The sequence below is a fragment of the Oceanicella sp. SM1341 genome, from assembly GCF_003448965.1.
In the GTDB taxonomy this organism is placed as follows: domain Bacteria; phylum Pseudomonadota; class Alphaproteobacteria; order Rhodobacterales; family Rhodobacteraceae; genus Paroceanicella.
The window spans coordinates 96,582-121,887 of record NZ_QRGC01000012.1; the positions used below are offsets into that span (position 1 = coordinate 96,582).

Annotated in this window: 21 protein-coding genes; 12 read left to right on the top strand and 9 right to left on the bottom strand. The window is 70.4% G+C overall.

All coding sequences use genetic code 11. The annotated features are described in order from the left end of the window. The first annotated feature begins 174 nt into the window (after positions 1 to 174). Positions 175 to 3,771, top strand: a complete 3,597-nt coding sequence (locus D3P35_RS12790; protein ID WP_118135124.1) for an error-prone DNA polymerase — start codon at positions 175 to 177, stop codon at positions 3,769 to 3,771. Positions 3,772 to 4,009: 238 nt separating this feature from the next. Here D3P35_RS12790 and D3P35_RS12795 read toward each other — a convergent pair whose 3' ends face one another. Together D3P35_RS12795 and D3P35_RS12800 are read right to left on the bottom strand one after the other, a co-directional pair. Next, entirely contained in the window at positions 4,010 to 4,867 is an 858-nt protein-coding gene (locus D3P35_RS12795; protein ID WP_118135125.1) for a PhzF family phenazine biosynthesis protein, read from the bottom strand. Between the two features lie 131 nt (positions 4,868 to 4,998). Then, positions 4,999 to 6,597: a BCCT family transporter gene (locus tag D3P35_RS12800; protein WP_118135126.1), complete on the bottom strand. Its 1,599-nt coding sequence runs from the start codon at positions 6,595 to 6,597 to the stop codon at positions 4,999 to 5,001. Between the two features lie 247 nt (positions 6,598 to 6,844). On the opposite strand from D3P35_RS12800, the gene speD reads away from it, so the two are divergent. Beyond that, complete coding sequence (gene speD / locus D3P35_RS12805; RefSeq protein WP_118135127.1) at positions 6,845 to 7,375, top strand: adenosylmethionine decarboxylase; 531 nt, start codon at positions 6,845 to 6,847, stop codon at positions 7,373 to 7,375. Positions 7,376 to 7,528: 153 nt separating this feature from the next. Beyond that, positions 7,529 to 8,380 carry a polyamine aminopropyltransferase gene (speE, locus tag D3P35_RS12810; protein WP_370031230.1) on the top strand — a complete coding sequence of 284 codons (852 nt, stop codon included), beginning with the start codon at positions 7,529 to 7,531 and terminating at the stop codon, positions 8,378 to 8,380. 247 nt (positions 8,381 to 8,627) lie between these two features. On the opposite strand, the gene D3P35_RS12815 is transcribed toward speE, so the two are convergent. Together D3P35_RS12815 and D3P35_RS12820 are read right to left on the bottom strand one after the other, a co-directional pair. Beyond that, the gene (locus tag D3P35_RS12815) at positions 8,628 to 9,227 is read right to left on the bottom strand and encodes a gamma-glutamyl kinase (RefSeq protein WP_118135129.1); all 600 of its coding nucleotides are present in this window, start codon (positions 9,225 to 9,227) and stop codon (positions 8,628 to 8,630) included. 34 nt (positions 9,228 to 9,261) lie between these two features. Then, positions 9,262 to 9,858, bottom strand: coding sequence for a sulfotransferase family 2 domain-containing protein (locus D3P35_RS12820; protein WP_118135130.1), 597 nt, complete (start codon positions 9,856 to 9,858; stop codon positions 9,262 to 9,264). 212 nt (positions 9,859 to 10,070) lie between these two features. Here D3P35_RS12820 and recA point away from each other — a divergent pair, with 212 nt between their 5' ends. The 3 genes from recA to D3P35_RS12835 all read left to right on the top strand — a co-directional run bounded on the left by recA (position 10,071) and on the right by D3P35_RS12835 (position 14,250). Beyond that, entirely contained in the window at positions 10,071 to 11,108 is a 1,038-nt protein-coding gene (gene recA / locus D3P35_RS12825; RefSeq protein WP_232830491.1) for a recombinase RecA, read from the top strand. A gap of 169 nt (positions 11,109 to 11,277) precedes the next feature. Beyond that, entirely contained in the window at positions 11,278 to 13,935 is a 2,658-nt protein-coding gene (alaS, locus tag D3P35_RS12830) for an alanine--tRNA ligase (RefSeq protein ID WP_118135132.1), read from the top strand. Between the two features lie 27 nt (positions 13,936 to 13,962). Continuing rightward, on the top strand, positions 13,963 to 14,250 hold the full coding sequence (locus D3P35_RS12835; protein WP_118135133.1) for a DUF1330 domain-containing protein: 288 nt from the start codon (positions 13,963 to 13,965) through the stop codon (positions 14,248 to 14,250). Positions 14,251 to 14,257: 7 nt separating this feature from the next. Here the strand turns inward: D3P35_RS12835 and D3P35_RS12840 are convergent, their stop codons facing one another. Further along, positions 14,258 to 14,629, bottom strand: a complete 372-nt coding sequence (locus D3P35_RS12840; RefSeq protein WP_118135134.1) for an antibiotic biosynthesis monooxygenase — start codon at positions 14,627 to 14,629, stop codon at positions 14,258 to 14,260. A gap of 59 nt (positions 14,630 to 14,688) precedes the next feature. Here D3P35_RS12840 and D3P35_RS12845 point away from each other — a divergent pair, with 59 nt between their 5' ends. Together D3P35_RS12845 and D3P35_RS12850 are read left to right on the top strand one after the other, a co-directional pair. Beyond that, the gene (locus tag D3P35_RS12845) at positions 14,689 to 15,132 is read left to right on the top strand and encodes a MarR family winged helix-turn-helix transcriptional regulator (RefSeq protein ID WP_118135135.1); all 444 of its coding nucleotides are present in this window, start codon (positions 14,689 to 14,691) and stop codon (positions 15,130 to 15,132) included. 74 nt (positions 15,133 to 15,206) lie between these two features. Continuing rightward, positions 15,207 to 16,154, top strand: coding sequence for an aldo/keto reductase (locus D3P35_RS12850; protein ID WP_118135136.1), 948 nt, complete (start codon positions 15,207 to 15,209; stop codon positions 16,152 to 16,154). A 19-nt stretch (positions 16,155 to 16,173) separates the two neighbouring features. Here the strand turns inward: D3P35_RS12850 and D3P35_RS12855 are convergent, their stop codons facing one another. Then, positions 16,174 to 17,283: an FAD-dependent monooxygenase gene (locus tag D3P35_RS12855; RefSeq protein ID WP_157982132.1), complete on the bottom strand. Its 1,110-nt coding sequence runs from the start codon at positions 17,281 to 17,283 to the stop codon at positions 16,174 to 16,176. Between the two features lie 325 nt (positions 17,284 to 17,608). Between D3P35_RS12855 and D3P35_RS12860 the strand changes: the two genes are divergently transcribed. Further along, positions 17,609 to 18,466 carry an aldo/keto reductase gene (locus tag D3P35_RS12860; protein WP_118135138.1) on the top strand — a complete coding sequence of 286 codons (858 nt, stop codon included), beginning with the start codon at positions 17,609 to 17,611 and terminating at the stop codon, positions 18,464 to 18,466. Positions 18,467 to 18,641: 175 nt separating this feature from the next. Here D3P35_RS12860 and guaA read toward each other — a convergent pair whose 3' ends face one another. Then, positions 18,642 to 20,201: a glutamine-hydrolyzing GMP synthase gene (guaA, locus tag D3P35_RS12865; protein WP_118135139.1), complete on the bottom strand. Its 1,560-nt coding sequence runs from the start codon at positions 20,199 to 20,201 to the stop codon at positions 18,642 to 18,644. A 170-nt stretch (positions 20,202 to 20,371) separates the two neighbouring features. Here guaA and D3P35_RS12870 point away from each other — a divergent pair, with 170 nt between their 5' ends. Next, complete coding sequence (locus D3P35_RS12870) at positions 20,372 to 21,910, top strand: trimethylamine methyltransferase family protein (protein WP_118135140.1); 1,539 nt, start codon at positions 20,372 to 20,374, stop codon at positions 21,908 to 21,910. Between the two features lie 51 nt (positions 21,911 to 21,961). Here D3P35_RS12870 and D3P35_RS12875 read toward each other — a convergent pair whose 3' ends face one another. After that, positions 21,962 to 22,249, bottom strand: a complete 288-nt coding sequence (locus D3P35_RS12875) for a DUF6477 family protein (protein WP_232830492.1) — start codon at positions 22,247 to 22,249, stop codon at positions 21,962 to 21,964. 296 nt (positions 22,250 to 22,545) lie between these two features. Here D3P35_RS12875 and D3P35_RS12880 point away from each other — a divergent pair, with 296 nt between their 5' ends. Together D3P35_RS12880 and D3P35_RS12885 are read left to right on the top strand one after the other, a co-directional pair. Beyond that, positions 22,546 to 23,613, top strand: a complete 1,068-nt coding sequence (locus D3P35_RS12880; protein WP_232830493.1) for a DUF6456 domain-containing protein — start codon at positions 22,546 to 22,548, stop codon at positions 23,611 to 23,613. 87 nt (positions 23,614 to 23,700) lie between these two features. Then, positions 23,701 to 24,468, top strand: coding sequence for a hypothetical protein (locus D3P35_RS12885; RefSeq protein ID WP_118135141.1), 768 nt, complete (start codon positions 23,701 to 23,703; stop codon positions 24,466 to 24,468). Positions 24,469 to 24,509: 41 nt separating this feature from the next. Here the strand turns inward: D3P35_RS12885 and tpiA are convergent, their stop codons facing one another. Beyond that, on the bottom strand, positions 24,510 to 25,259 hold the full coding sequence (gene tpiA, locus D3P35_RS12890; RefSeq protein ID WP_118135142.1) for a triose-phosphate isomerase: 750 nt from the start codon (positions 25,257 to 25,259) through the stop codon (positions 24,510 to 24,512). Positions 25,260 to 25,306 lie beyond the last annotated feature (47 nt).

Consider the following 25,306-nt stretch of genomic DNA (forward strand, 5'->3'; position numbering starts at 1 on the left):
GGCGGTGCCATTGAGGCTGAGGCTGAGGCTGAGGCTGAGGCTGAGGCTGAGGCTGAGGCTGAGGCTGAGGCTGAGGCTGAGGCTGAGGCTGCCCCCTTCGCGGCCTCCCGCCCGGCCCCGGGGGGGACGTCCGCCGCGCGGATCCTGCACCTGTCGCGCCATACGCCCGCAGACATGCCCCCGGAAACAGCCACTGCCCGGGCCCCGGAGGAGCGCGCCGCGGGATCGGGGGACAGAGCCCCCGGCAGCCCGCGCGAGAGCTCCCCGCAAACCGCCGCCCTGCTGCCCTTCGCGCCGCGCGGGCAGGCGCCCCGGGGCGCTGCCCCACCGCCTGCCTATGCCGAGCTCGCCTGCACCACGAATTTCTCCTTCCTGCGCGGCGCCTCGCACCCGGAGGAGCTGGTGGCCCGGGCGGTGGAGCTGGGCCATGCCGCGATCGGCGTGGCGGACAGGAACACCCTCGCCGGGGTGGTGCGCGCCCATGTGGCGGCGAAGAAGGCCGGGCTGCGGCTGCTGGTCGGCGCCCGGCTGGTGAGCCGCGAGGGGCTGGAGGCGCTGTGTTTCCCCACAGACCGCGCCGCCTACGGCCGGCTCAGCCGCCTGCTCACCGCCGGCAAGCGCGCCGCGCCCAAGGGGGAATGCGACTTCGGGCTGGAGGACATGCTCGCGCAGGCGGAAGGGCAGGTGCTCGTCGCCCTGCCGCCCGTGGCGCAGGTGGCGGAGGAGGGGTTTGCGGCCGCCCTCGCGCGGCTGGCGGCGGCGGCGCCGGGGCGGGTGTGGCTCGGCCTCGCCCACCGGCATGGCGGGGATGATCGCGCCCGGCTCGCCCGGCTGGCGCGGCTGGCGGGGCAGGCGGGCGTGCCGCTCCTCGCCCATAACGACGTGCATTACCACACCCCCGACCGCCGCCCGCTGCAGGACGTGCTCACCTGCATCCGCGAGGGGGTGACGGTGGCGCAGGCAGGCTTCCGCCTCGCGGCCAATGCCGAGCGCCACCTCAAGCCCGCCGCCGAGATGGCCCGGCTCTTCGCCGCCTGGCCCGGAGCGCTCGCGGCCATCGGCGAGGTGCTCTCCCTGTGCCGCTTCTCGCTCGACGAGCTGGCCTACAACTACCCTTCCGAGCCGGTGCCCAAGGGCAGCACCCCGCAGGCGCATCTCGAGGCGCTCACCCGCAAGGGCGCCGAAGCCCGCTACCCGAAGGGCGTGCCGGAGGAGGTGACACGGCTGCTGGAGAAGGAACTCGCCCTCATCGGCGAGCTCGGCTACGCGCCCTATTTCCTCACCGTGCACGACATGGTGGCCTTCGCGCGCAGCCGGGGCATCCTGTGTCAGGGGCGGGGCTCGGCGGCGAACTCGGCCGTGTGCTTCTGCCTCGGCATCACCGCGGTGGACCCGGCGAAGAGCCAGCTGCTGTTCGAGCGTTTCATCTCCCGCGCGCGAAAGGAGCCCCCCGACATCGACGTGGATTTCGAGCACGAGCGCCGCGAGGAGGTGATCCAGCACGTCTATGCCCGCTACGGCCGCCACCGCGCGGCACTGGCCGCCACGGTGATCTCCTACCGCCCGCGCAGTGCGGTGCGCGACGTGGGCCGGGCCATGGGGCTCACCGAGGACGTGACGGCGGCGCTGGCCTCCACGGTCTGGGGCTCCTGGGGGGAGGAACTGCCGGCCGAGGAGATCCGCGCCGCCGGGCTCGACCTCTCGGACCCGCTGCTGGCGCGCACCGTGGCGCTCACCACCGAGCTGCTGGGCTTCCCGCGCCACCTCTCCCAGCACGTGGGCGGCTTCGTGCTCACCGAGGACCCGCTGGAGGAGATCGTGCCCATCGGCAATGCCGCCATGCCCGACCGCACCTTCATCGAGTGGGACAAGGACGACATCGAGGCGCTGGGCATCCTGAAGGTCGACGTGCTGGCGCTGGGCATGCTGAGCTGCCTCGCCCGCGCCTTCGGCATGCTGCGCGCCTGGGAGGGGATCGACCACGACCTCGCCTCCATCCCCCAGGCGGATGACAGCGTCTACGCCATGCTCTCGGCGGCGGATGCGATCGGCGTGTTCCAGGTGGAGAGCCGGGCCCAGCTCAACATGCTGCCGCGCCTGCGCCCGAAGGTGTTCTACGACCTGGTCATCGAGGTGGCCATCGTGCGGCCCGGGCCGATCCAGGGCGACATGGTCCACCCCTACCTGCGCCGGCGCGACGGGCTGGAGCGGGTGGAATACCCCGCGCCCGACCCCCGGCACGGCGACCCCGACGAGCTGCGCCGCGTGCTCGACCGCACCATGGGCGTGCCGCTCTTCCAGGAACAGGCGATGCAGATCGCCATCGCCGCGGCCGAGTTCACCGGCGACGAGGCCAACGAGCTGCGCCGCGCCATGGCCACCTTCCGCAACCCCGGCACCATCCACGCGCTGGAGGAGCGCATGGTGGGGCGGATGATCGCCCGCGGCTACACGGCCGATTTCGCCTCCCGCTGCTTCGAGCAGATCAAGGGCTTCGGCCAGTACGGCTTCCCGGAGAGCCACGCGGCGAGCTTCGCCATCCTCGTCTACGCCTCGGCCTGGGTGAAGCGCCACCACCCGGCGATCTTCTGCGCGGCGCTGCTGAACTCCCAGCCCATGGGGTTCTACGCCCCCGCCCAGCTGGTGCGCGACGCGCGCGGCCACGGGGTGGAGGTGCGCCCGGTCGACGTCCTCGCCTCGGACTGGGACTGCACGCTGGAGCCGGGCGAGGCCGGCCCCGCCCTGCGCCTGGGCTTCCGCCAGGTCGACGGGCTGCCCGAGGCGGCAATGCGCGCCTTCGTGAGCCGCCGCGCGGCGCTGATGGCGGCAGGGCTTCCGGGGGCGGGCCCGTCTCCCGGACCTGTGACGGGTGCTCAATGGCCCCCGGCGGCAGAGGAGGAACGCAAGGTGCCCCGCGGCGGCCCGGCCTCAGGGCGCGCGCAGATGACGGCGCCGGAGGCGGAAGGGGCCGGCTTCGCGCGCCCGCCTGGCCCTGCCGGTGCCGCTGCGCCCGCTCCCGGCTGGCTCTCCGGGCTCGATGCCTTCCGGGCGGCGACCGGGCTGTCGCGCGCGCTGCTGGAGCGGCTGGCGGCGGCGGATGCGCTGGGCGGGCTGGGGCTCGACCGGCGCCAGGGGCTCTGGGCGGTGCGCGGGCTCGGGGCCGACGGCGGGTTGCCGCTGTTCGAGGCCGCGGGCGAGACCGGCAGCGCCGCCGAGCCGGAGGTGCGCCTGCCGGCCATGCGCCTCTCCGAGCAGGTGGTGGCGGATTACCAGACCCACCGGCTGTCGCTGAAGGCGCACCCGATGTCCTTCCTGCGCGCGCGCCACGCCGCGCGCGGCACCCGCAGCGCCACGGCGCTGGGCGGGACGGTGCAGAACCAGCGCGTGCGCGTCTCGGGCGTGGTGCTGGTGCGCCAGCGGCCGGGCACCGCGCAGGGCGTCGTGTTCATGACCATCGAGGACGAGACCGGCACGGTGAACATCGTGATCTGGCGCAAGGTGCTGGCCCGCTTCCGCCGCGCGGTGATGACGGCGCGGCTGGTGCAGGTCTCGGGCGTGGTGCAGCGCACGGGCGACATCATCCACGTGATCGCGGGGCGGATCGACGACCTGAGCGACGAGCTCTCGCTGCTCTCGGAGACCGACGACATGCCCGAGGCGCTCGCCCGCGCCGACGAGGTGAAACGCCCCGAGCCCGGCAGCCGCCGCCCCTCGCGCGCCCAGCATCCGCGCAACGTGCGCATCCTGCCGAAGAGCCGGGATTTTCACTGAGGCCGGGCGAGGGAGGGGCCCCCAGGCCTGCGCAGGGGCGGACGCCGGTGGATGCCGCGCCCGGGCGGCCCGGGACGCGATCCGATGCGCGGCCCCCCGGACCCTGTCACTCGTGGTGCGGCAGGGCTGGCCCGTGGCGGCACCCCGGCAGGAAAGCGCGACGGGGTGCAACGGAGCGGGCACGCCGGCCTTCGCCGGTGCCCGCGCGCGGGGCGGGAGAGGGCCGGTGTGCCCCGGCTCAGTCGATGGCGATCTCGCCCTTCACCGTGGTCACCGCCTGGCCGCCGACATAGACCTCGCCGCCGCTCACCTGCAGGCTGATGTGCCCCGCGCGGCCGAGGCAGCGGCCCTGGGTGGCGGCGTATTCCGCCTCCGCGGCGATGAGCCCGCGCGCGCGGCGGAAGATCGCGACCGAGCCGTTGCCGCTGCCGCAGACCGGGTCTTCCGCCATGCCCGAGGAAGGCGCGAAGGAGCGCACCTCGATGTCCTCGCCCGCGCCGTGGCGGCCGAAGAGGGTCACGCCGTCTGCCCCGAGATCGCGCTCGAAGGCGGCGCAGGCGGCCATGTCGGGGCGCAGGGCGATGAGCGCCTCGGCGGAGGCGAGCTCGGCCACCACCCAGCGCACCCCGACATCGACCAGCGCCGGCCGGCAGCCCCCGGCGAGCGGCGCGCCGAGGACGCCCGCCAGCCGTGCGGTCTCCGCTTCCGTGAGGTCGCGCAGCCGGGGCTGCGGCATGCGCAGGCACAGGGTGCCGGCGGCGCGGTCGATGCGCACCGGCACCAGGCCCGCGCCGCATTCCTGCACCGCGACACCCGGATCACGCGGGGCGAGGCCCGCCTCCAGCAGCGCGTGCAGGCTGCCCAGCGTGGGATGGCCGGCGAAGGGCAGCTCGCTCACCGGGGTGAAGATGCGCAACCGGTAGTCGGCCTCCGGCGTGGTGGGCGGCAGGCAGAAGGTGGTCTCGGAGAGATTGGTCCAGCCGGCGACGCGCTGCATCTCCTCGCCGCTCATGCCATCCGCATCGAGCACCACGGCCACCGGGTTTCCCCGGAACGGCGTGGCGGTGAACACGTCGACGACCCTGAATTCGCGCATGGCGCTGCCCTCCCGGTGACTGCTGCGCCCAAGCTATGGCAAGCGCGCCGGTGCCGGTCAATCGTGGCGGAGGGCGATGAAAAAGGGGCGCGGCCCGCGGCCACGCCCCCTGTCGTTCCGGCTGCGCCCGCTCAGCGGGCTTCGGTTCGCAGCCCCTTGTAGATGCACCAGCACATGGCCAGCAGCACGAAGGTGAAGGGGAAGCCGGTGGAGACGGCCATCGCCTGCAGCGCTCCCAGCCCGCCGCCCACGAGCAGTGCGATCGCCACCAGCCCCTCGAACACGCACCAGAACACGCGCTGCGGCACCGGGCCCTCGGTCTTGCCGCCGGCGGTGACCGTGTCGATCACCAGCGAGCCGCTGTCCGAGGAGGTGACGAAGAACACGATCACCAGCACGATGCCGATGAAGGAGGTGATGGAGGCGAGCGGCAGCAGCTCGAGCATGCGGAACAGCTTCAGCTCCAGCGCGGCATCGGCCACCGAGGTGACGCCGTCGTCGATCATCTGGTGGATGGCGGTGCCGCCGAAGACGGTCATCCACAGCACGCAGACGAGGCTGGGGATGAGCAGCACGCAGACGATGAACTCGCGCACCGTCCGCCCGCGCGAGACCCGGGCGATGAACATGCCCACGAAGGGCGACCAGGAGATCCACCAGGCCCAGTAGAAGGCGGTCCAGCCGTGGCGGAAGTTGTCGTCCTCGCGGCCGAAGGGGTTGGCGAGCTCGGGCAGGTAGCCCAGGTAGGCCATCAGGCTGGAGAAGAACCCGGAGATGATCTCGCCCGTCGGCCCCACGAAGAGCACGAAGAGCAGCAGCAGCGCGGCGAGCACCATGTTGATCTCCGAGATGCGCTTCACCCCGGAATCGAGCCCCGCCAGCACCGACATGGTGGCCACGCCGGTGATGCACAGGATGAGCACGATCTTCACCGTCTCCGAGGCCGGCAGGCCGAACACCGCCTCGAGCCCGGCCGTGGCCTGCTCGGCGCCGAAGCCCAGCGAGGTGGCGAGGCCGAAGAGCGTGGCGAAGACCGCGAGGATGTCGATCACGTGGCCCCACCAGCCCCACACCCGCTCGCCCAGCAGCGGGTAGAAGCAGGAGCGGATGGTCAGCGGCAGGCCCTTGTTGTAGCTGAAGAGCGCGAGTGCGAGCGCCACCACCGCGTACATCGCCCAGGGGTGCAGGCCCCAGTGGAAGATGGTGGAGGCCATGCCGAGGGCCGCGGCGGTGGCCTGGTCGCCCGGTGCGCCGCCCAGGGGCGCCCAGCTCTCCGGGCTGCCCGCTTCCGCGGCGACCGAGGCCGAGTAATGGCTGATCGGCTCGGACACGCCGTAGAACATCAGCCCGATGCCCATGCCCGCGGCAAAGAGCATCGCGAACCAGCCGGAATAGGAATAGTCGGGCTCCGCGTCCGGCCCGCCCAGGCGGATGGCTCCGAACGGGGTGAAGATCAGCACCACGCAGAAGATTACGAAAATGTTGCCAGCGGTCAGGAACACCCAGTCGAAGCGGGCCGTCAGCCAGTCGCGCATCGCGGGGAAGGTGTCCGCTGCAAGGTCCTTGAACAGCAACGTCCCAATAACGAAGGCAAAGATCGTGAGGCCGGAGATCAGGAAGACGGGATTGTGAATATCGAGCCCGAACGGCCCGATCTTGGTCACGATGTTGTCCTGGCCGATTTCATAGTCGGTCTGGATCAGGTTCGGATCCGTATCTGGGTCTGTCATATGGCCATCTGTCCCTTCGTTCATAACTGCGTGAAAACACTAGCACGGAAAGTCACAGTGTCACACCCGGGACACGGAATGCGGCCTGCGCTGCTCGCAGTTGCGGAATCTTCATGAAAAAGCTGTTGATATGAATCGCGCGGTTCCCTAGATAGCGGGCTCGTTCAGGGTCACCGATCCCAACCCCGTCCTCGGGGGGGCGCTAAGGGACCGCTGGGATTTCATCTGCTGGTAGGGGAGGCGCGTCATGGAGAACGCAAACCTCTTCCGACTGGGGATGGACCTGGAGACAGGCGCCACCCATGAGGAAGCGATTCATCGCGGCCATCTGGCCGTTGTCGGTGACACCGAGACCATCGAGGCACCCGCTGAACGGGACGTGATGGACGAATCTCGCGACGACCATTTCATCCGCCGTGACGGCAAGGTCTTTGCCGGTACCCACCTCATCATCGAGGTGATCGAGGGCACGGGGCTCGACGAGGAGGCCCGGATCCAGAAGGCGTTCCGCGACTGCGTGGAGGAATGCGGCGCCACGCTGCTGCACATCCACACCCACAAGTTCTCGCCGCAGGGCGTCTCGGGCGTGGCGGTGCTGGCGGAGAGCCACATCTCCGTGCACACCTGGCCGGAGATCGGCTACGGCGCCTTCGACGTGTTCATGTGCGGCGATGCCCGGCCGTGGAAGTCGGTCGAGGTGCTGCGCGCGGCCTTCGATGCCGGCGAGGTGCGGGTGCGCGAGCTGCTGCGCGGCGACGGTATCTGCACCGGCGCCTGAGCGGGCGCGATCTTCCGGCGGCGCGGGCCGGGCAGGGGAGCATCCCGGCCCGTAACCCGCGCCGCCTGCGTTTCAGGGGCCCGCTGCGGGCCGACCGAAGGCCCTGGCCCGCAACGGGCCCCACAATGACAAGGACATGGATCCATGACCGACATGCCGCCCTCCGCCTGGTCCGTCGAGGAACTGCACGCCGACCACCGCCAGGCGCTGCGCATCGGCACGCTGATCTATGACAGCGAGACCGCCCACCAGCGCATCAAGGTGTTCGAGAACCCGCGCTTCGGCCGCATCATGACGCTCGACGGCGTGGTTCAGGTGACCGAGGGCGACGAGTTCATCTACCACGAGATGATGGCCCATGTGCCGATCTTCGCCCATGGCGCGGCGCGCCGGGTGCTGATCATCGGCGGCGGCGACGGCGGCATGGCCCGCGAGGCGCTGCGCCACACCGAGGTTGAGAAGGTCACCATGGTCGAGATCGACGCCGGGGTGGTGGAGTTCTCGAAGAAATACCTGCCCGGCATCTCCGCCGGCGCCTTCGAGGACCCGCGCCTCGAGCTGGTGATCGCCGACGGTGCGGCCTTCGTGGCCGAGACCACCGAGGAATTCGACGTGATCATCGTCGACAGCACCGACCCGATCGGCCCCGGCGAAGTGCTCTTCACCGAGACGTTCTACGGCCGGGCGAAGCGCTGCCTCTCCCCCGGCGGCATCCTGGTGACGCAGAACGGCGTGCCCTTCATGCAGGGCGAGGAGCTCACCAACACCATGCGGGCCTTCCGCGCGCTGTTCCGCGACGCGACCTGCTACCTCGCCACCATCCCCACCTACGCGGGCGGGCCGATGGCGATGGGCTGGGGCTCGGACGGCACCTCCCGCGGCGCCTCCATCGAGGAGCTCGACGAGCGCTTCCGCGCCGCCGGCTTCGAGACGCGCTACTACTCCCCCGAAGTGCACCACGCCGCCTTCGCCCTGCCGGGCTACGTGCGCAAGCTCGTCCACTGAGCCGCTCCCGGCCCGCTCCGGCGGGCCGCTTCCGCCGGGTGGCGGACCGGGCGTCGTGCCGGCCTCGCCCGTACCGGGGCAGGGCCATCTCCTTGCGCAGCGCGCGGCAGGATCTGCGAGACGTTACCTCCGGGACTTTATCTCCGAGACCTTCAGTGCCGGCCGCCCGACTTCCCTCCGCCGCGAGAGGGGCGTGGCGCTGCCCGGGCCGCTGGTTTTCCGCCGTTGCGGGGCCGAAGCCCGGGGGTCAGCGCGCGTGGTCGGCGTAGAGGCTGAAATCGGCCGCGAGCGCCTGTTCCAGCCGGGCGCGCAGCTCCGGGGGCAGGTAGCGGTCCTCGACCTTGGGCGAGACGTTGCGCATCGGGAACTCGATCTGCGTTCCCAGCCGCTCCGACAGCCAGCGGCCGAAGCCGGGGAAATTGTCGTAGCGGAACATGTGGTCGATGCCTGGGCGGCCCTGCTCGTCGGTCACTATGGCGCTCTGCGGCGGCACGTCGGCATGCGGCGGCGGCACGGGCGCGATGTAATCCTCGACGAAGCGCGCGAAGCTCATGCCCGCGGTGGAGCGGTTGGTGTTGCGCAGCACGTCGCGGCTGCGGAAGGCAAACCAGCTCCCCAGCCAGTCGACCGGCTCGCGCACCAGGCAGACGGTTTCCATCTCCGGCTGGCCGCAGTCGCGCAGCAGGCTGGCCACGTGCCGGCGATACTGGATCACCGTCATGTGCTTGACCTGCGGCGGCGCGGAAAACTGGATCGGCGCATGCGGCTTCAGCGCCGCCAGCACCGAGGAACTGCCGGTCTTGGGAACCGAGAAGAAGGCGAAACGCGCCTGGGGGCAGATCATCATGCCGCTGGGGTCTCCTGTCGAGGGGGGCCGGCGGTCACCGGGCGATGTCGTGGTAGATCGCGAGATCCTCGCTCAGCGCGTCTTCCAGCCGGGCGCGCATCGGCGCCGAGAGCTCGGCCGGCGCGCGGGGCGAGGAGTTGAGCCGCGGGAATTCGAGTGCCTGGCCGAAGCGGCCGCGCAGGAACGACTCGAAGGCCGGGAAATTGTCGTAGCGGAAGATGTGGTTCACCCCCACCTTGCCGTTGGCACCGCGCACGAAGGCGGCCTGGCTGCCGACATTCGCCATCTTCACCACGCCGTCCACGATGATGCCGTCGATGAAATCCTCGAAGCTCATGCCCTTGGTGCCGCGGCCGGTGCCGGCCAGCGCATCGCGCGAGCGATAGCGGTACCAGCTCATCAGCCAGTCGATCGGCTCGCGGAAAAGGCAGACAGTCTCGACATCGGAAATCTGATAGCTCTCAAGCATCTGCGCGAAGAACTTCTCGTAGCGGGCGAAGTTCATGTGCTTGAATTTCGGCTGCCCGCCGATGCGGAACTCGCACTGGTTGCGCAGTGTCGCCTCCACGGAGGTCGAGCCCGTCTTGGGCATCGCGAGATAGGCGGTCCGGTGGCGGACGGAAATGAGCATGCGGGCAGGTCTCCGAGGTTCACCTTTCCTAAACCATTGCCGCTAAAATGAGTCAATAAACACCTAACATGGGGGGTTGTTCTCCATGTGTTCCCGCCTTATGGTATCGAACATCAGGCGAACAAACCGGATTTGCCGCGCTCGGCAAATCGTGAAATAAGGGGTACGCTCAAATGGCACAGACACTCCTGGACTTGAACGAGAGGCGGGGCATGGACAAGCAGAAAGCGCTGGAATCGGCCATGGCGCAGATCGAGCGCAGCTTCGGCAAGGGCTCGATCATGAAGCTCGGCCAGCGCAATGCGGTGATGGACGTGAAGGCCATCTCCACCGGGTCGATCGGCCTCGACATCGCGCTCGGCATCGGCGGCCTGCCCAAGGGCCGCATCATCGAGATCTACGGGCCCGAGAGCTCGGGCAAGACCACGCTCGCGCTGCACGTGATCGCGGAGGAGCAGAAGAACGGCGGCGTGTGCGCCTTCGTGGACGCGGAGCACGCGCTCGACCCCTCCTATGCGCGCAAGCTCGGCGTCGACCTCGACGAGCTCCTCATCTCCCAGCCCGACGCGGGCGAGCAGGCGCTCGAGATCACCGACACGCTGATCCGCTCCGGCGCGGTCTCGGTGGTGGTGGTCGACTCGGTCGCGGCCCTCACGCCGAAATCCGAGCTCGAGGGCGACATGGGCGACCACCAGGTCGGCGCCCAGGCCCGCCTGATGAGCCAGGCGATGCGCAAGCTCACCGGCTCGATCTCGCGCTCGAACTGCATGGTGATCTTCATCAACCAGATCCGCATGAAGATCGGCGTGATGTTCGGCAGCCCCGAGACCACCTCCGGCGGCAACGCGCTGAAGTTCTACGCCTCCGTGCGCCTCGACATCCGCCGCATCGGCTCGGTGAAGGACCGCGACGAGACGGTGGGCAACTCCACCCGCGTGAAGGTGGTGAAGAACAAGGTCGCGCCGCCGTTCAAGCAGGTCGAGTTCGACATCATGTACGGCGAGGGCATCTCCAAGCTCGGCGAGCTGATCGACCTCGGCGTGCGCGCCGGCGTGGTGGCCAAGTCCGGCTCCTGGTACTCCTACGGTGACCAGCGCATCGGGCAGGGCCGCGAGAACGCCAAGACCTTCCTGCGCGAGACGCCTGCGGTCGCGATGGAGATCGAGGACAAGATCCGCGCCGCCCACGGGCTCGATTTCGCCATGACCGGCGACGATGACGGCGACGGCGGCGACGTGCTCGAAGCCTGAGCGCCGGGCCCGGCCGCCGTGGCCGGGCCAGCCGCCTGCCGGGGGGCGAAATACCCGGCCCGGGCCGGCCCCGCTCCCGCGCGGGACTGTGGACAGCCGGGCGGGGCCAAGATAAGACCATGTGCCGATTTCCGGGCGCCGCCCGGAGAACAGACCCGAGGACACGCACATGGCCAGCCTGAACGACATTCGCAGCACCTTCCTTGAATACTTCGCCAAGGCCGGGCACGAGGTCGTGGCCAGCTCCCCCCTCGTGCCGCGCAACGACCCGACGCTGATGTTCACCAACGCGGGCATGGTGCAGTTCAAGAACGTCTTCACCGGGGTGGAGAAGCGCGACTATTCCCGCGCCGTCACCAGCCAGAAATGCGTGCGCGCCGGCGGCAAGCACAACGATCTCGACAATGTGGGCTACACCGCCCGCCACCACACCTTCTTCGAGATGCTGGGCAACTTCTCCTTCGGCGACTACTTCAAGGAACAGGCGATCCCGCTCGCCTGGGACCTGGTCACCAAGGAATTCGGCCTGCCGAAGGAAAAGCTCCTCGTCACCGTCTACCACGACGACGAGGAGGCGGTGTCGATCTGGAAGAAGTACGCCGGGCTGCCGGACGACCGGATCATCCGCATCGCCACCTCCGACAATTTCTGGACCATGGGCGCCACCGGCCCCTGCGGCCCGTGCTCGGAGATCTTCTACGACCACGGCGACCACATCCCCGGCGGCCCTCCGGGCAGCCCGGACGAGGACGGTGACCGGTTCATCGAGATCTGGAACCTCGTGTTCATGCAGTTCGAGCAGTACGAGGACGGCACGCGCTCGGCCCTGCCGCGCCCGTCGATCGACACCGGCATGGGGCTCGAGCGCATCGGCGCCATCCTGCAGGGCAAGCATGACAACTACGACACCGACCTGCTGCGCGCGCTGATCCTCGCCTCCGCCCAGCTCACCGGGGTCGACCCCGACGGGCCGCAGAAGGTGCATCACCGGGTGATCGCCGACCACCTGCGCTCCACCTCCTTCCTGATCGCCGACGGCGTGCTGCCTTCCAACGAGGGCCGCGGCTACGTGCTGCGCCGCATCATGCGCCGCGCCATGCGCCACGCCCACCTGCTGGGCGCGCAGGACCCGATCATGCACCGCCTCGTGCCCTCGCTGGTGCGCGAGATGGGCCAGGCCTTCCCCGAGCTCTCCCGCGGCCAGGCGATGATCGAGGAGACGCTGAAGCTCGAGGAAACCCGCTTCCGCAAGACCCTCGACCGCGGCCTGCGCATTCTCGACGAGGAGCTCGACGGCCTGCCCGAGGGCGCCGCCCTCGGCGGCGAGACCGCCTTCAAGCTCTACGACACCTACGGTTTCCCGCTCGACCTCACCCAGGACGCGCTGCGCGAGAAGGGCCGCAAGGTCGACACCGAGGGGTTCGAGGCCGCGATGAAGGCGCAGAAGGCCATGGCGCGCGCCGCCTGGTCGGGCTCGGGCGAGGCGGCCTCCGAGGAGATCTGGTTCGACCTCGCCGACCGGCTCGGCTCCACCGAGTTCCTCGGCTATGACGCCGAGCAGGCCGAGGGCCAGATCACCGCCATCCTGAAGGACGGCGCCGAGGTGCCCTCCACCGCCGCCGGCGACACGGTGATCCTGGTGCTGAACCAGACGCCCTTCTACGGCGAGAGCGGCGGCCAGGTGGGCGACCGCGGCACCGTGCGCACCGAGAGCGGGCTGGTGAAGATCACCGACGTGAAGCGCTTCCAGGGCGTGTTCGCGCATTTCGGCGAAGTGCTCGAGGGCAGCGTGGCCCGCGGCGAGGGCGCCGAGCTGAGCGTGGCGTCCGAGCGGCGCCGCGCGATCCGGGCCAACCACTCCGCCACCCACCTGCTCAACGAGGCGCTGCGCGGCGCGCTCGGCGCGCATGTGGCGCAGCGCGGCAGCCTCGTCTCCGACGAGCGGCTGCGCTTCGACTTCTCGCACAACCACGCCATGACCCCGGCCGAGATCGCCGCGGTGGAGGCGAAGGTGAACGCCTACGTGCGCCAGAACGGCGCCGTGGAGACCCGGCTGATGACCCCCGACGAGGCGCGCGAAATGGGCGCCCAGGCGCTCTTCGGCGAGAAATACGGCGACGAGGTGCGCGTGGTCTCGATGGGCGAGCGCGCCCCGGGCGAGACCGGGGCTGCCGGCAAGATCTACTCGCTCGAGCTCTGCGGCGGCACGCATGTGACCCGGCTGGGCGAGATCGGCCTGTTCAAGATCGTGGGCGAGAGCGCCTCGGCCCAGGGCGTGCGCCGGGTGGAAGCGCTCACCGGGGCGGCCGCGCTCGACTGGGTGGAGGCCCGCGAGCAGGCGCTGTCGCGCACGGCCGCCGTGCTGAAGGCCCCGGCCGAGGAGATCCCCGAGCGCGTGCGCGCGCTGATGGACGAGCGCCGCGCCCTGCAGGGCGAGGTGGCCGACCTGCGCAAGCAGCTCGCCCTCGCCGGCGGCCCGCGCGAGGAGGCGGCTGCCCGCGAGATCGGCGGGGTGAAGTTCATCGGCCGGGTGCTGCAGGGCGTCACCGGCAAGGACCTGCGCGGCCTGATCGACGAGCACAAGTCGCAGATCGGCTCCGGCGCCGTGCTGCTGATCGCGGATACCGGCGCGAAGCCCGCCGTGGCCGCGGGCGTGACCGCCGATCTCACCGACCGGGTCTCGGCAGTGGACCTGGTGCGCGCCGCGGCCACGGTGATGGGCGGCAAGGGCGGCGGCGGCCGGCCCGACATGGCACAGGCCGGCGGCGAGGATGTCTCGCGCGCCGAGGAGGCGATCGCCGCCGCGGAGGCGGTGCTCGCCGGCTGAGAAGAGCAAACGGGGGAGGAGAGGCGCATGCCCGCAGGATACTGGATCGCGCATGTCGCGGTGACCGACGAGGAGGCCTACGGCCGCTACGCAGCCCTCGCCGGCCCGGCCATCGCCAAGCACGGCGGCGAGTTCCTCGCCCGCGGTGGCCGCTATGTCTCGCTCGAGGGCCAGGCGCGGGCCCGCAACGTGCTGGCCCGCTTCCCCTCGGTGGAGGCGGCCGAGGCCTGCTACCGCTCGCCCGAATACCAGGAGGCGCTGTCGCACGCGCGCGGCGCCTCGGAGCGCGACCTCCTCATCATCGAAGGTGTCTGAGCGCCGCTCAGGCCACGCAGATGCCCGGCACCGCGAGCTTGCGGAACAGGTGCGGCGCGATCACCGTCTCCTGCGGGTAGGCGGCGAGCGAGCTGCGGAACTCCGGCTGCGCGAAGGCGGCACGGAACTGCGCCACGCTTTCCCATTGCGCGATGTTGAGGAACACGCCGCTGCCGGCGATGCCCCGGTGCAGCTGGGTGGAGATGAACCCCGGCTGGCGGCGGAAGAAGGCGGCATCCGCCTCCCATGCCGCCAGCATCTGCGCGACATCCCCGGGCGCGACATCGAACTTGTTGATCAGCAGCACCGGGCCGCCGTCCTGCTCGGCAAGCTGGTCGGCAAGGGTGACGTGGCGGTCCATTTCGGCGAAGACGGGCATGGCTGGCTCCTGGCGGATAAATTGACAATGCGCTGTCAAAACGACAACATGGTGTCATTATGAGCGATGCGCAAGAGGCGCTGACGGCGCTTGTCCTCGAAACCTTCCGACTGAACGGCAGGCTGCTGGCGGCGGGAGACGCCCTCGTGGCCGGCACCGGGCTCACCTCGGCACGCTGGCAGGTGCTGGGGGCGATCCTGTTTGCCGGCCGGCCGCTGCCGGTGCCGCGCATCGCCGAGGCGATGGGCCTCACCCGGCAGGCGGTGCAGCGGCAGGTGAACGAGATGGCGGCCGCGGGCCTGCTCGATTTCGCGCCGAACCCGCATCACAAGCGCGCCCGGCTGGTGGTGGTCACCGACGCGGGCCGGGCCGCCTACGCCGCGGCCGATGCCCTGCAGCGCCCCTGGGCGGCGCGGCTGGCGGAGGCTCTCGGCCCCGGAGAGGCGGAGGCCGCCGCCGAGGTGCTGCGCCGCCTGCGCGCCGCGCTGGAGGCGCAGGAGTGAGCACGGGCCGTTGACGCCGGCGCCGGCGCCTGATTTCCCTTGGCTCTCAACACTCTGGAGCAGGGAGGCCCGACATGCACAGGCGTGCGCTCGGCAACACGGGGTTCGACATCGCACCGCTGGTCTTCGGCGGCAATGTCCTTGGGTGGACGGCGGACGAGGCGCGGAGCTTCGCCGTTCTGGACGCGTTCATCGACCACGGTTTCAATGCCATCGACACCGCGGATGTCTATTCCGCCTGGGTGCCGGGGAATGCGGGCGGCGAATCCGAGAGCATCATCGGCCGCTGGCTGAAGGCCCGACCGGGCATGCGCGAGCGTATCGTGCTCTTCACCAAGGTGGGCTCGCAGATGGGCGCGCCGGAGCGCAAGGGCCTGTCGCGGCGCTGGATCCTGCAGGCGGTGGAGGAATCTCTGGCGCGGCTCGGGGTGGAGGCGATCGACCTCTACTTCTCTCACTGGCCCGACGACACGCCCCCCGAGGAGACGCTGGGCGCCTATGACGCGCTGCTGAAGGCCGGCAAGATCCGCGCCATCGGCGCCTCGAACTTCTCGGCCGACCAGCTCGCCGCCTCGCTCGCCGCGGCGGAGAGCGGGCTGCCGGCCTACCAGGTCCTGCAACCGGAGCTGAACCTCTGCAAGCGCGACGGGTTCGACGGCCCGCTGCAGGAGCTGTGCCGCGCGCGCGGGCTGGGTGTGGTCACCTATTTCAGCCTCGCGTCCGGTTTCCTGACCGGCAAGTACCGCTCGAAGGCCGACCTGGCCGGCAGCGCCCGCGGCGCGGCGGTGGAGAAATACCTCGACGACAAGGGCATGAGGCTGCTCTCGGCGCTCGACACGGTCTCCGCGCGCCACGGCGCGACCCCGGCCGAGGTGTCTCTTGCCTGGCTGATGGCGCATCCGGGCGTGACGGCGCCGATCGCGAGCGCCACCAGCCCCGGGCAGGTGGGGCACTTCGCCCGGGCGGCAGAACTGGCGCTCACGCCCGGGGACATGGCCCTGCTCGACGGTGCGGGTGGCTGAACCCTCGGCGTCGCGACGCTCAGCCCAGAAGGGGGCCGAAGGCGCGGTGGTAGAGCCGGTCGCCGAAACGGCCGAGAACGAAGCTGCGCAGCCCGTCGGGAAGCCCGCGCAGGGCGTCCCGGGCCCAGGTCTGCTTCTGCACATGGCGCACCCGCGCGCCCTGCCGGGCGTGGAAGCGCGCGAGGGCGCGGGGCAGCCCGTCCTCTTCCTTCAGCGCGGCGGCGAGGGTGACCGCGTCCTCAAAGGACAGGGCGGCGCCCTGGGCCATGTTGGGCGAGCTCGCATGCGCGGCGTCGCCGATCAGCAGCGCGTCGTCGCGCGTGGAAGGCGCGAAGGGCACCATGGCGAGATCGGCGGCGTGGATCTGCTCCGGCGGGGGCAGGGTGTCGAGCAGGGGGGCGAGCGGGCCGGCGAAATCGGCGAACAGGGCGCGCAGCGCGGCGGGGGCCGCGGCAGGCAGGTCGCGTGCCTGCGGCGCCGACGCGTCGGCATAGACATAGAGCCGGCCGTCCTCGATCGGGATCGCGAGCAGGGCCTTGCCCTTGCCGAGCATCACGGTCCAGCCATCGAGCCCGAGGGTGTTCGCGGTGACGTAGCGCCAGCAGCGCTGGCCCAGCGGCTGCGGGCCCGGCGCGGCGGGAAACAGCATGCTGCGGACGGTGGAGTTCAGCCCGTCGGCGCCGACGACGAAGTCATACCGCCCGGTGCTGCCATCGGAGAAGCGCACCTCGTGCCCGGCCCCGGCGGGGGTGATGCCGGCCAGTTCCAGCCCGGTGCGGACCCGGCCTTCCGGCACTGCATCTGCGAGGGCCGCGTGCAGGACGGGCCGCGATACCGCGACGCAGGGCCCCGCCGCCCCCCAGAAGCGCGCCGTGTCCAGGCGGTGCAGCAGCCGTCCGGAGCGGTTGTGGATCGACTGGCTCGGGCAGGCCTGCGCCCGGGCGGCAAGCACATCCGAGAGGCCCAGCGCAGCGAGGGCACGGGTGGCATTGCCGAGCAGGAAGATGCCGGTGCCATCGGCGCGCAGCGTCTCCGCGCGCTCCACGAGGTCGAAGGGCAGCCCGGCGCGGCCGAGCGCCCGGGCGAGGGCAAGGCCGGCAAGGCCTCCGCCGACGATGAGTGTACGCACGTGTCCCGCCTTTCGCTTTTCCGCCTGGCCCGCGCCGGCATCCCGGGTGTGGTAGGCGCAGGGGCGGGGCGGGGCAACCTCTGCGTCGGTCCGGGCCGGGGCGCAGGCTGCGGGCTTCGGTCGCAGCGCGGCAGATCCGGGGGGGGAGCCGCACAGTCCGGGTGCCGTCTGATGAATCCAGCTCATCACCGGATGGAGCCGCCGGCCTATGGTCCGCCGCCGCCGTGGCGCCTAGGTAAGGGGCAGTCAGAAAGGCGCGGGCCGCCCGGCCCGGACCTCGGTTCGCCCGCCGGGCCCCGCGCGAATGCAGGAGAGTGAAGGCACCATGATCACCGACGAAACCTATATGCTGGCCAACGGCGTCCGCATCCCCAGGCTCGGCCTCGGCACCTGGATGATCGATGACGAGAAGGTGGCCGGCGTGGTGCGCGATGCCGTCGAGATCGGCTACCGGCACATCGACACCGCGCAGGCCTATGGCAACGAGGCGGGCGTGGGCGAGGGCGTGCGCAGCTGCGGCGTGGCGCGCGAAGAGCTGTTCGTGACCACCAAGCTCGACGCCGGCATCAAGAGCTACGAGGAGGCGAAACGCGCCATCGACGGCTCGCTGAGCACCCTCGGTCTCGAGTATGCCGACATGATGATCATCCACAGCCCGCAGCCCTGGGCCGAGTTCCGCAAGGGCGAGCACTTCTTCGAGGGCAACCTCGAGGCCTGGCGCGCGCTCGAGGAAGCCTGTGCCGCCGGCAAGCTGCGCGCCATCGGCGTGTCCAACTTCGAGAAGGCCGACCTCGACAACCTGCTGCAGAACGCTTCGGTGAAGCCGATGGTCAACCAGATCCTCGCGCATGTGAGCAACACGCCGTTCGAGCTCATCGACTACACGCGCTCGCAGGGCATCCTGGTGGAGGCCTATTCGCCGGTCGGGCACGGCAAGATCCTCGAGAACGAGGACATCCGGGCGATCGCGGCGAAATACGAGGTGTCGGTGCCGCAGCTGTGCATCCGCTACTGCCTGCAGCTCGACCTGCTGCCGCTGCCCAAATCCGGCACCCGGGCGCATATCGCCAGCAATGCCGCGGTCGATTTCGAGATCTCCGACGAGGACATGGCCACGCTCCGCAACGTCGAGCGCATCAGGGACTACGGCGACGCGAGCATGTTCCCGGTCTACGCCGGCTGAACCGCATCCCCCAAGGCTGACGGACCGCAGGAGGCGCGCGCCGGCAGGCGCGCGCCTTTTTCCCTGCATGCCGCGCGCCCGGCCGGCCCGCCGCCGGGATGCAAAAAAGCCCGCCGTGAAGCGGGCTCAGATGCGGTTCGCAGCGCGCGGTGCCGTCCCGGCGCCGGGCCGGGGATCACTCCCACTCGATGGTGCCGGGCGGTTTCGACGTGTAGTCGTAGACCACGCGGTTGATGCCGTTCACCTCGTTGATGATGCGGCCCGCGGTCTCGCCCAGGAACTCCGAGGTGAAGGGATAGAAATCCGCCGTCATGCCGTCGACCGAGGTGACCGCGCGCAGGGCGCAGACGTATTCGTAGGTCCGCCCGTCGCCCATCACGCCCACGGTGCGCACCGGCAGGAGCACCGCGAAGGCCTGCCAGATCTCGTCGTAGAGACCGTGCTTGCGGATCTGGTCGAGGTAGACCGCATCCGCCTTGCGCAGGATGTCGAGCTTCTCGCGGGTGATGCCGCCGGGGCAGCGGATCGCGAGGCCGGGGCCGGGGAAGGGGTGGCGCCCGACGAAGCTCTCCGGCAGGCCGAGCTCGCGGCCAAGCGCGCGGACCTCGTCCTTGAAGAGCTCGCGCAGCGGCTCGACCAGCTTCATGTCCATCCGCTCGGGCAGGCCGCCCACGTTGTGATGCGACTTGATGGTGACCGAGGGGCCGCCGGAGAAGCTCACGCTCTCGATCACGTCGGGGTAGAGCGTGCCCTGGGCGAGGAACTTCGCGCCGCCGACCGACTTCGCGTGCTTCTCGAACACGTCGATGAACAGCTTGCCGATGGTCTTGCGCTTGGTCTCGGGGTCGGCCTCGCCCTCCAGCGCGTCGACGAAGAGATCGGCCTCGTCGGCGTGGATGAGCGGGATGTTGTAATGGTCGCGGAAGAGGGTGACGACCTCCTCGGCCTCGCCCATGCGCATCATGCCGGTGTCGACGAAGACGCAGGTGAGCTGGTCGCCGATCGCCTCGTGGATCAGCACGGCGGCGACCGAGCTGTCGACCCCGCCGGAGAGCCCGCAGATCACTTTCTCCGAGCCGACCTGGGCGCGGATCGCCTCGATGGCCTGCTCCTTGTAGGCGGCCATGGTCCAGTCGCCGGTGAAGCCCGCGATGCGGCAGAAGTTGCGGTAGAGCTGGGCGCCGTTCGGGGTGTGGTGCACCTCGGGGTGGAACTGCACGGCGTAGAAATGCCGCGCGGGGTCGGCGGTGATGGCGAAGGGTGCGTTCGGCGAGGTGCCGTACACCTCGAAGCCGGGGGCGAGGGCGGTCACCCGGTCGCCGTGGCTCATCCACACCTGCTCGCGGCCGGTGGCGTACCAGCCTGTTGTGAGGTCGAGCGTGGCCTCGGTGGGGGTGACGAAGGCGCGGCCGAACTCGCGGTGATGGCCCGCTTCGACGCGGCCGCCGAGCTGCTCCATCATCACCTGCTGCCCGTAGCAGACGCCGAGGATGGGCAGGCCCATCTCGAACAGCGCCTGGGGCGCGCGGGGCGAGTTCTCGTCCAGCACGGAGGCGGGACCGCCGGACAGGATGACGGCCTTGGGGGCGAAGGCGCGGATGCTCGCCTCCGTCACGTTCTGATAGGGGTGGATCTCGCAGTAGATGTTCGCCTCGCGCAGGCGGCGGGCGATCAGCTGCGTGACCTGTGATCCGAAGTCGATGATCAGGAGATGTTGGTGCTCTGGCGTGCTCATGGCAAGCACATAAGCCAAGTCGCCAGCCCGCGCAACTGGATGCGGCGCGCATGCCGGGCATGTCGCTCACGGGGCCTGCAGGGGCGCATTCGGCCCGGCCGGAAGGCGCCCCGGCGCGCTATCCTCGGAGCGCCCGGGCGCCGGCCCGGGCCCGATACGAGGAGGATGCCATGGCGGAGACAGCGCGCACGAGGCGCAGCGGCGGCGGATCGGCCCGCCGGGCGGAGCGGACCGCGGTACGCTTCGAGACCGCCCGCTTCATCGAGCGGCGCATCGGCACGCTCGACATCCTCGACGAGGAGGGGCTCGCCATCATCGAGGCCAATGCCGAGACGGTGCTGGAGGAGATCGGCGTGCGCTTCGCCGACAACCCGCCGGCGCTGGCGCTGTGGCGCGAGGCCGGCGCCGACGTGCGCGGCGACATGGTGCACATCCCCCGGGGTCTCGCGCGAAAGCTCTGCGCCACGGCGCCGGCACGCTTCACCCAGCATGCGCGCAACCCGGAGCGCTCGGTGGAGATCGGCGGCAATTCGCTGGTCTTCGCCCCGGTCTACGGCCCCCCCTTCGTGCGCGACCTCGACGGCGGCCGCCGCTATGCCACGATGGAGGATTTCCGCAACTTCGTGCGGCTGGGCTACATGTCGAAATGGCTGCACCACTCCGGCGGCACGGTATGCGAGCCCACCGACATACCGGTGAACAAGCGCCACCTCGACATGCTCGAGGTGCACATGACCCTGTCGGACAAGCCGTTCATGGGCTCGGTGACGGACCCGGCGCGCGCCACCGATTCGGTGCGGATGTGCGAGATCCTGTTCGGAGAGCGGTTCGTCGCTGACAACACCGTGATGACATCGCTCGTCAACATCAACTCCCCGCTCACCTTCGACAGCGTGATGATGGGAGCGCTGGAAGTCTACGCGCGGGCGAATCAGGCCTGCATCGTCTCGCCCTTCATCGTGGGGGGCGCGATGGCGCCGGTCTCGGTGGCGGGCACGCTCACCCAGGTGCTGGCCGAGGTGCTGGCGGGGGTGGCCTATGCGCAGCTCGTGCGGGCAGGGGCGCCGGTGATCTTCGGCACCTTCGTGACCTCGATCGACATGAATTCGGGCGCCCCCACCTTCGGCACGCCGGAGGCCTCGAAGATCCTCTACGGGGCGGGGCAGCTCGCGCGGCGGCTGGGGCTGCCGTTCCGCTCCGGGGGCGCGCTCTGCGGCGCGAAGCTGCCGGACGCGCAGGCGGGCTACGAATCCGCCAACACGCTCAACGCGGCGCTGCTCGGCGGGGTGAACTTCATGCTGCATGCCTGCGGCTGGCTCGAGGGCGGGCTGGTGGCCTCCTTCGAGAAGTTCGTGCTCGACGCCGACCAGCTCGGCACGCTGCATTCGCTCGCCTCGGGCGTGGATCTCTCGGAGAACGGGCAGGGGATGGACGCGCTGCGCGAGGTGGGCCCGGGCGGGCACTTCCTGGGGTGTGCCCACACGCAGGCCAACTATCGCGAGGCGTTCTGGCGCAGCGAAGTGCTTGACTACAAACCCTTCGAGACCTGGGCGGAGGAGGGCGGGCGCGACAGTGCCGCGCTGGCCCGGGCCCGGGTGTCGCGGATGCTGGAGAGCTACCAGCGCCCGCCGATCGACCCGGCCACGGAAGAGGCGATCGCCGCTTTCGTCGCGGCGCGAAAGGCCGAGGAGCCCGACGCCTTCGCCTGAGGCGAACCCGGGGCCCTGGCCCGAGGCGCCGGTTGCGATGCTCCGGGCGGTTCAGGCCGCCCGGGCGTGCATGCGCGTCTCGGCCAGCAGGGCCACCAGCACCGACACATGCGAACTGGGTGAATAGCCCGTCTCCCGCGCGCGGCGGGCCGTCTCGCAGGCGGCCTCCATCTCGCGCAGGCGGCGCAGCGTGGCCTGCGGGTCGCGGCGCGGATCCGTGCCCGGCAGCAGCCGCGCGAGATGGGCGTCGCGGGCATAGGCGGCGAGCCCGGCACGGGCGGCGCGCAGCAGCAGGCCGGGGCGGCGCAGGGCGGTGGTCTTGGGCAGGCGTGCGGTCATCGGAACCTCCGTTTCAACAGTCGATCCCGATGCTTGCGCAGAATTGGTCCCCGTTGCGGAAGTGTTGAGCGCAGCGCGCGCTGGGTCGATTCCTTGCCGTTAGTTAAGGTTTATTTACAATTTTAGGTTAATTGATTTTTCACAATTCAATTATAGGTAGAATTTTAATCTAATTGGCACGGATTTCTCACGTGACACATCCCGCCACATCCTTTGCCCCGCCCGCCGGGTTTGCCAGGTCCGGCGACGGGACTTCCGGCCCCGGGGCAGGCGCCTGCGAAACGCCTCCCGCGGCTGTGCTGGTATATCTGGCGCATACCATCTCCGGCCTGTCCATGCGCGAGCTGTCGCGTCGCCTGGGCGTGCACCCCTCCACCGTTCACAGGCAGGTGCGCCGCGTCGAGGAAAAGCGGGACGACCCGCTCTTCGACGAGGCCCTCGCCTGCCTCGATCTGCGTTTCAAGGCCGGCGAAGTGCCTGGCACCATCCTGAAGGAGCACGAAGCTATGCTGCAGCGCAAACATGTCGACCTGCCGGATACCGATGCCGAGATCCAGCGCGAGGCCCGCAGGATCCTGCGCAGGCTCGGGGAATCCGGCGCCTTCCTCGCCGTCGCACCGGAGGCGGAGCTTGCCGTCGTGTTCCGCGAGACCGTGCCCGGCTGCCACCGGCAGACCGCCACGGTGAAGCGCGAGGTTGCCCGCCAGTTCGCCCTGCGCGACTGGGTGGCCTGCCGGCGCAGCGGCAAGCTCGCCTGCTACGAGATCACCGCCGCCGGGCGCGCAGCACTCGAGCGCATGCTGGCCCAGGACACCATCCGCAAGCGCGAGACTGCCGGTTTCGCCGAGGCGCGCACCCCCTTCGCCATGCAGCACCAGGAGGAGGCGCTGCGCCTCGTCCCCGGTGAGGGCAGGGAGGGCCCGCGCGAGGTGACGGTGAACGCCGCCGAGTCTCCGCTCGCCTGGCTCGCCCGGCGCTCCGGCCCGAAGGGCGAGGCCTTCCTCAAGCGCCGCGAGCTGGAGGCCGGCGAGCGCCTGCGCGAGGATTTCGAGCGCGCCAATCTCGGCCCCCGCGTGACCCAGGACTGGGAGCGCTTCCTCACCGCCGGCACCCAGGGCGGCGAGAGCGGCGGGCGCGGCCCGGCCGAGGGCCCGGCGGCGGCGCGCGAGCGGGTGGCGGAAGCGCTGAAGGCGCTCGGCCCCGGCCTGTCGGACATCGCCTTCCGCTGCTGCTGCTTCCTCGAGGGGCTGGAGACCGCGGAGAAGCGCCTCGGCTGGTCGAAACGCTCGGGCAAGGTGGTGCTACGCATCGCCCTCCAGCGCCTCGCCGATCACTATGGCTTGCGCGAGGGCGGTATTCTGTGACGCAGCGGGTAAAACTGTGGCAAAGTTGCAAAGAAGCGTTGGTGTGATAGTTTGTGCATTGCAGCATTTGCCTGGGAGGATGCCTGAATGACACTTCTGCCCATCTTCGAGCCCGGACGCTGGGCCCCCAAGACCAACGAGAGCCCGTTCGAATACTGGGCCAGCCTGTCGCCCGCGGCTCCGTTCTTCGGCGTGGCCTGGCGCTTTGCCGCCGACCCGAAGGAGGCCGAGAGCCTGAACGCCGGCATGGCCGAGATGTCGCGCGCCATCACGGAGCAGATGTCGAAGTCCGTGAAGGTGGCGGCGGAGATGACCGAGAGCCTCGCCACCGTGGCGCAGACCCGGATGAAGACCGCCGCCCAGGCCGCCGACGCCGCCGAGGTGGTGACCGCGAAATCCATGCAGAAGAGCGTGGAGGCGGCGGCCGATATCGGCGGCGCGGTGTCGGACATGACCTTCAAGTCGGTTCGCGCCGCGGCGGACGTGTCGGACACGGTGAACATCTCCACCCGCCGGCAGGTGAAGCAGGCGACGGAGGCCTCGGAGGCCATGGGCGAGCGGGCGCAGAAATCCGCCGAGGCGGCGGCCGACTATGCCGATGAGGTGGTGAAGATGGCCAAGCCGTCCAACCTCTTCGCCAAGGCGCCGGACATGTTCGACGACCTGAAGATGATCCGGGGCGTGGGGCCGAAGCTGGAGCGGGAGCTGAACCAGATGGGGATCTACTCCTTCGACCAGATCTCCAAGTTCACCGAGGCGAACCTCGCCTGGGTGGATGCCAATCTCACCGCCTTCAAGGGCCGCCCGTTCCGCGACAACTGGATCGAGCAGGCCATGAGCCTGATGAAGCACTGAAATGCGGGCGCGGGGCCCCTCGCGGGCCCCGCGCCGCGCGCTCAGCCTTCCGCGGCGCGGATGATTTCGGAGAAGTCCGAGGCCTTCAGCGAGGCGCCGCCGACCAGCCCCCCGTCCACGTCGCGCAGCGCGAAGATCTCCGCCGCGTTGCCCGGCTTCACCGAGCCGCCGTAGAGGATGCGGATGCCGTCGGCCACGTCGGCGCCGAAGCGCCGTGCGAGGGCGCCGCGGATGGCGGTGTGCACTTCCTCGATTTCCGGGTTGGTGGGGGTGCGGCCGGTGCCGATGGCCCAGACCGGCTCGTAGGCCACCACGGTGGTGAGGGCGATCGCGCCATCGGGGATCGATTCGGCCACCTGGGTGGTGACGATGTCGAGCGTGTGGCCGGCGTCGCGCTCGGCCTCGGTCTCGCCCACGCAGACCACGGCGGTGAGGCCGGCGTCCCAGGCGGCCTTCGTCTTCTGCGCCACGAGGGCGGAGCTTTCGCCATGGTCGGCCCGGCGCTCGGAATGGCCGAGGATGACATGGGTCGCGCCGCTGTCGGAGAGCATGGTGGCGGAGATGTCGCCGGTATGCGCGCCGGAGGCGGCCACGTGACAGTCCTGCCCGCCGAGGCGGATGGAGGAGCCCGCCGCGGCGAGGGCCGACTGGGCGAGCAGGGTGGCGGGGGGGCAGATCAGCACGTCGCAGGCCGGTTCGGGGAAGCTGTCACGCAGGGTCTCGATCTCGGCCAGCGCGGTCCTGAGCCCGTTCATCTTCCAGTTTCCGGCGGCGAGCTTGCGTCGGGTCATCCCTGTCCTCCTGATGTCGTTGACGCATCGACAGATAGCGCAGGAGG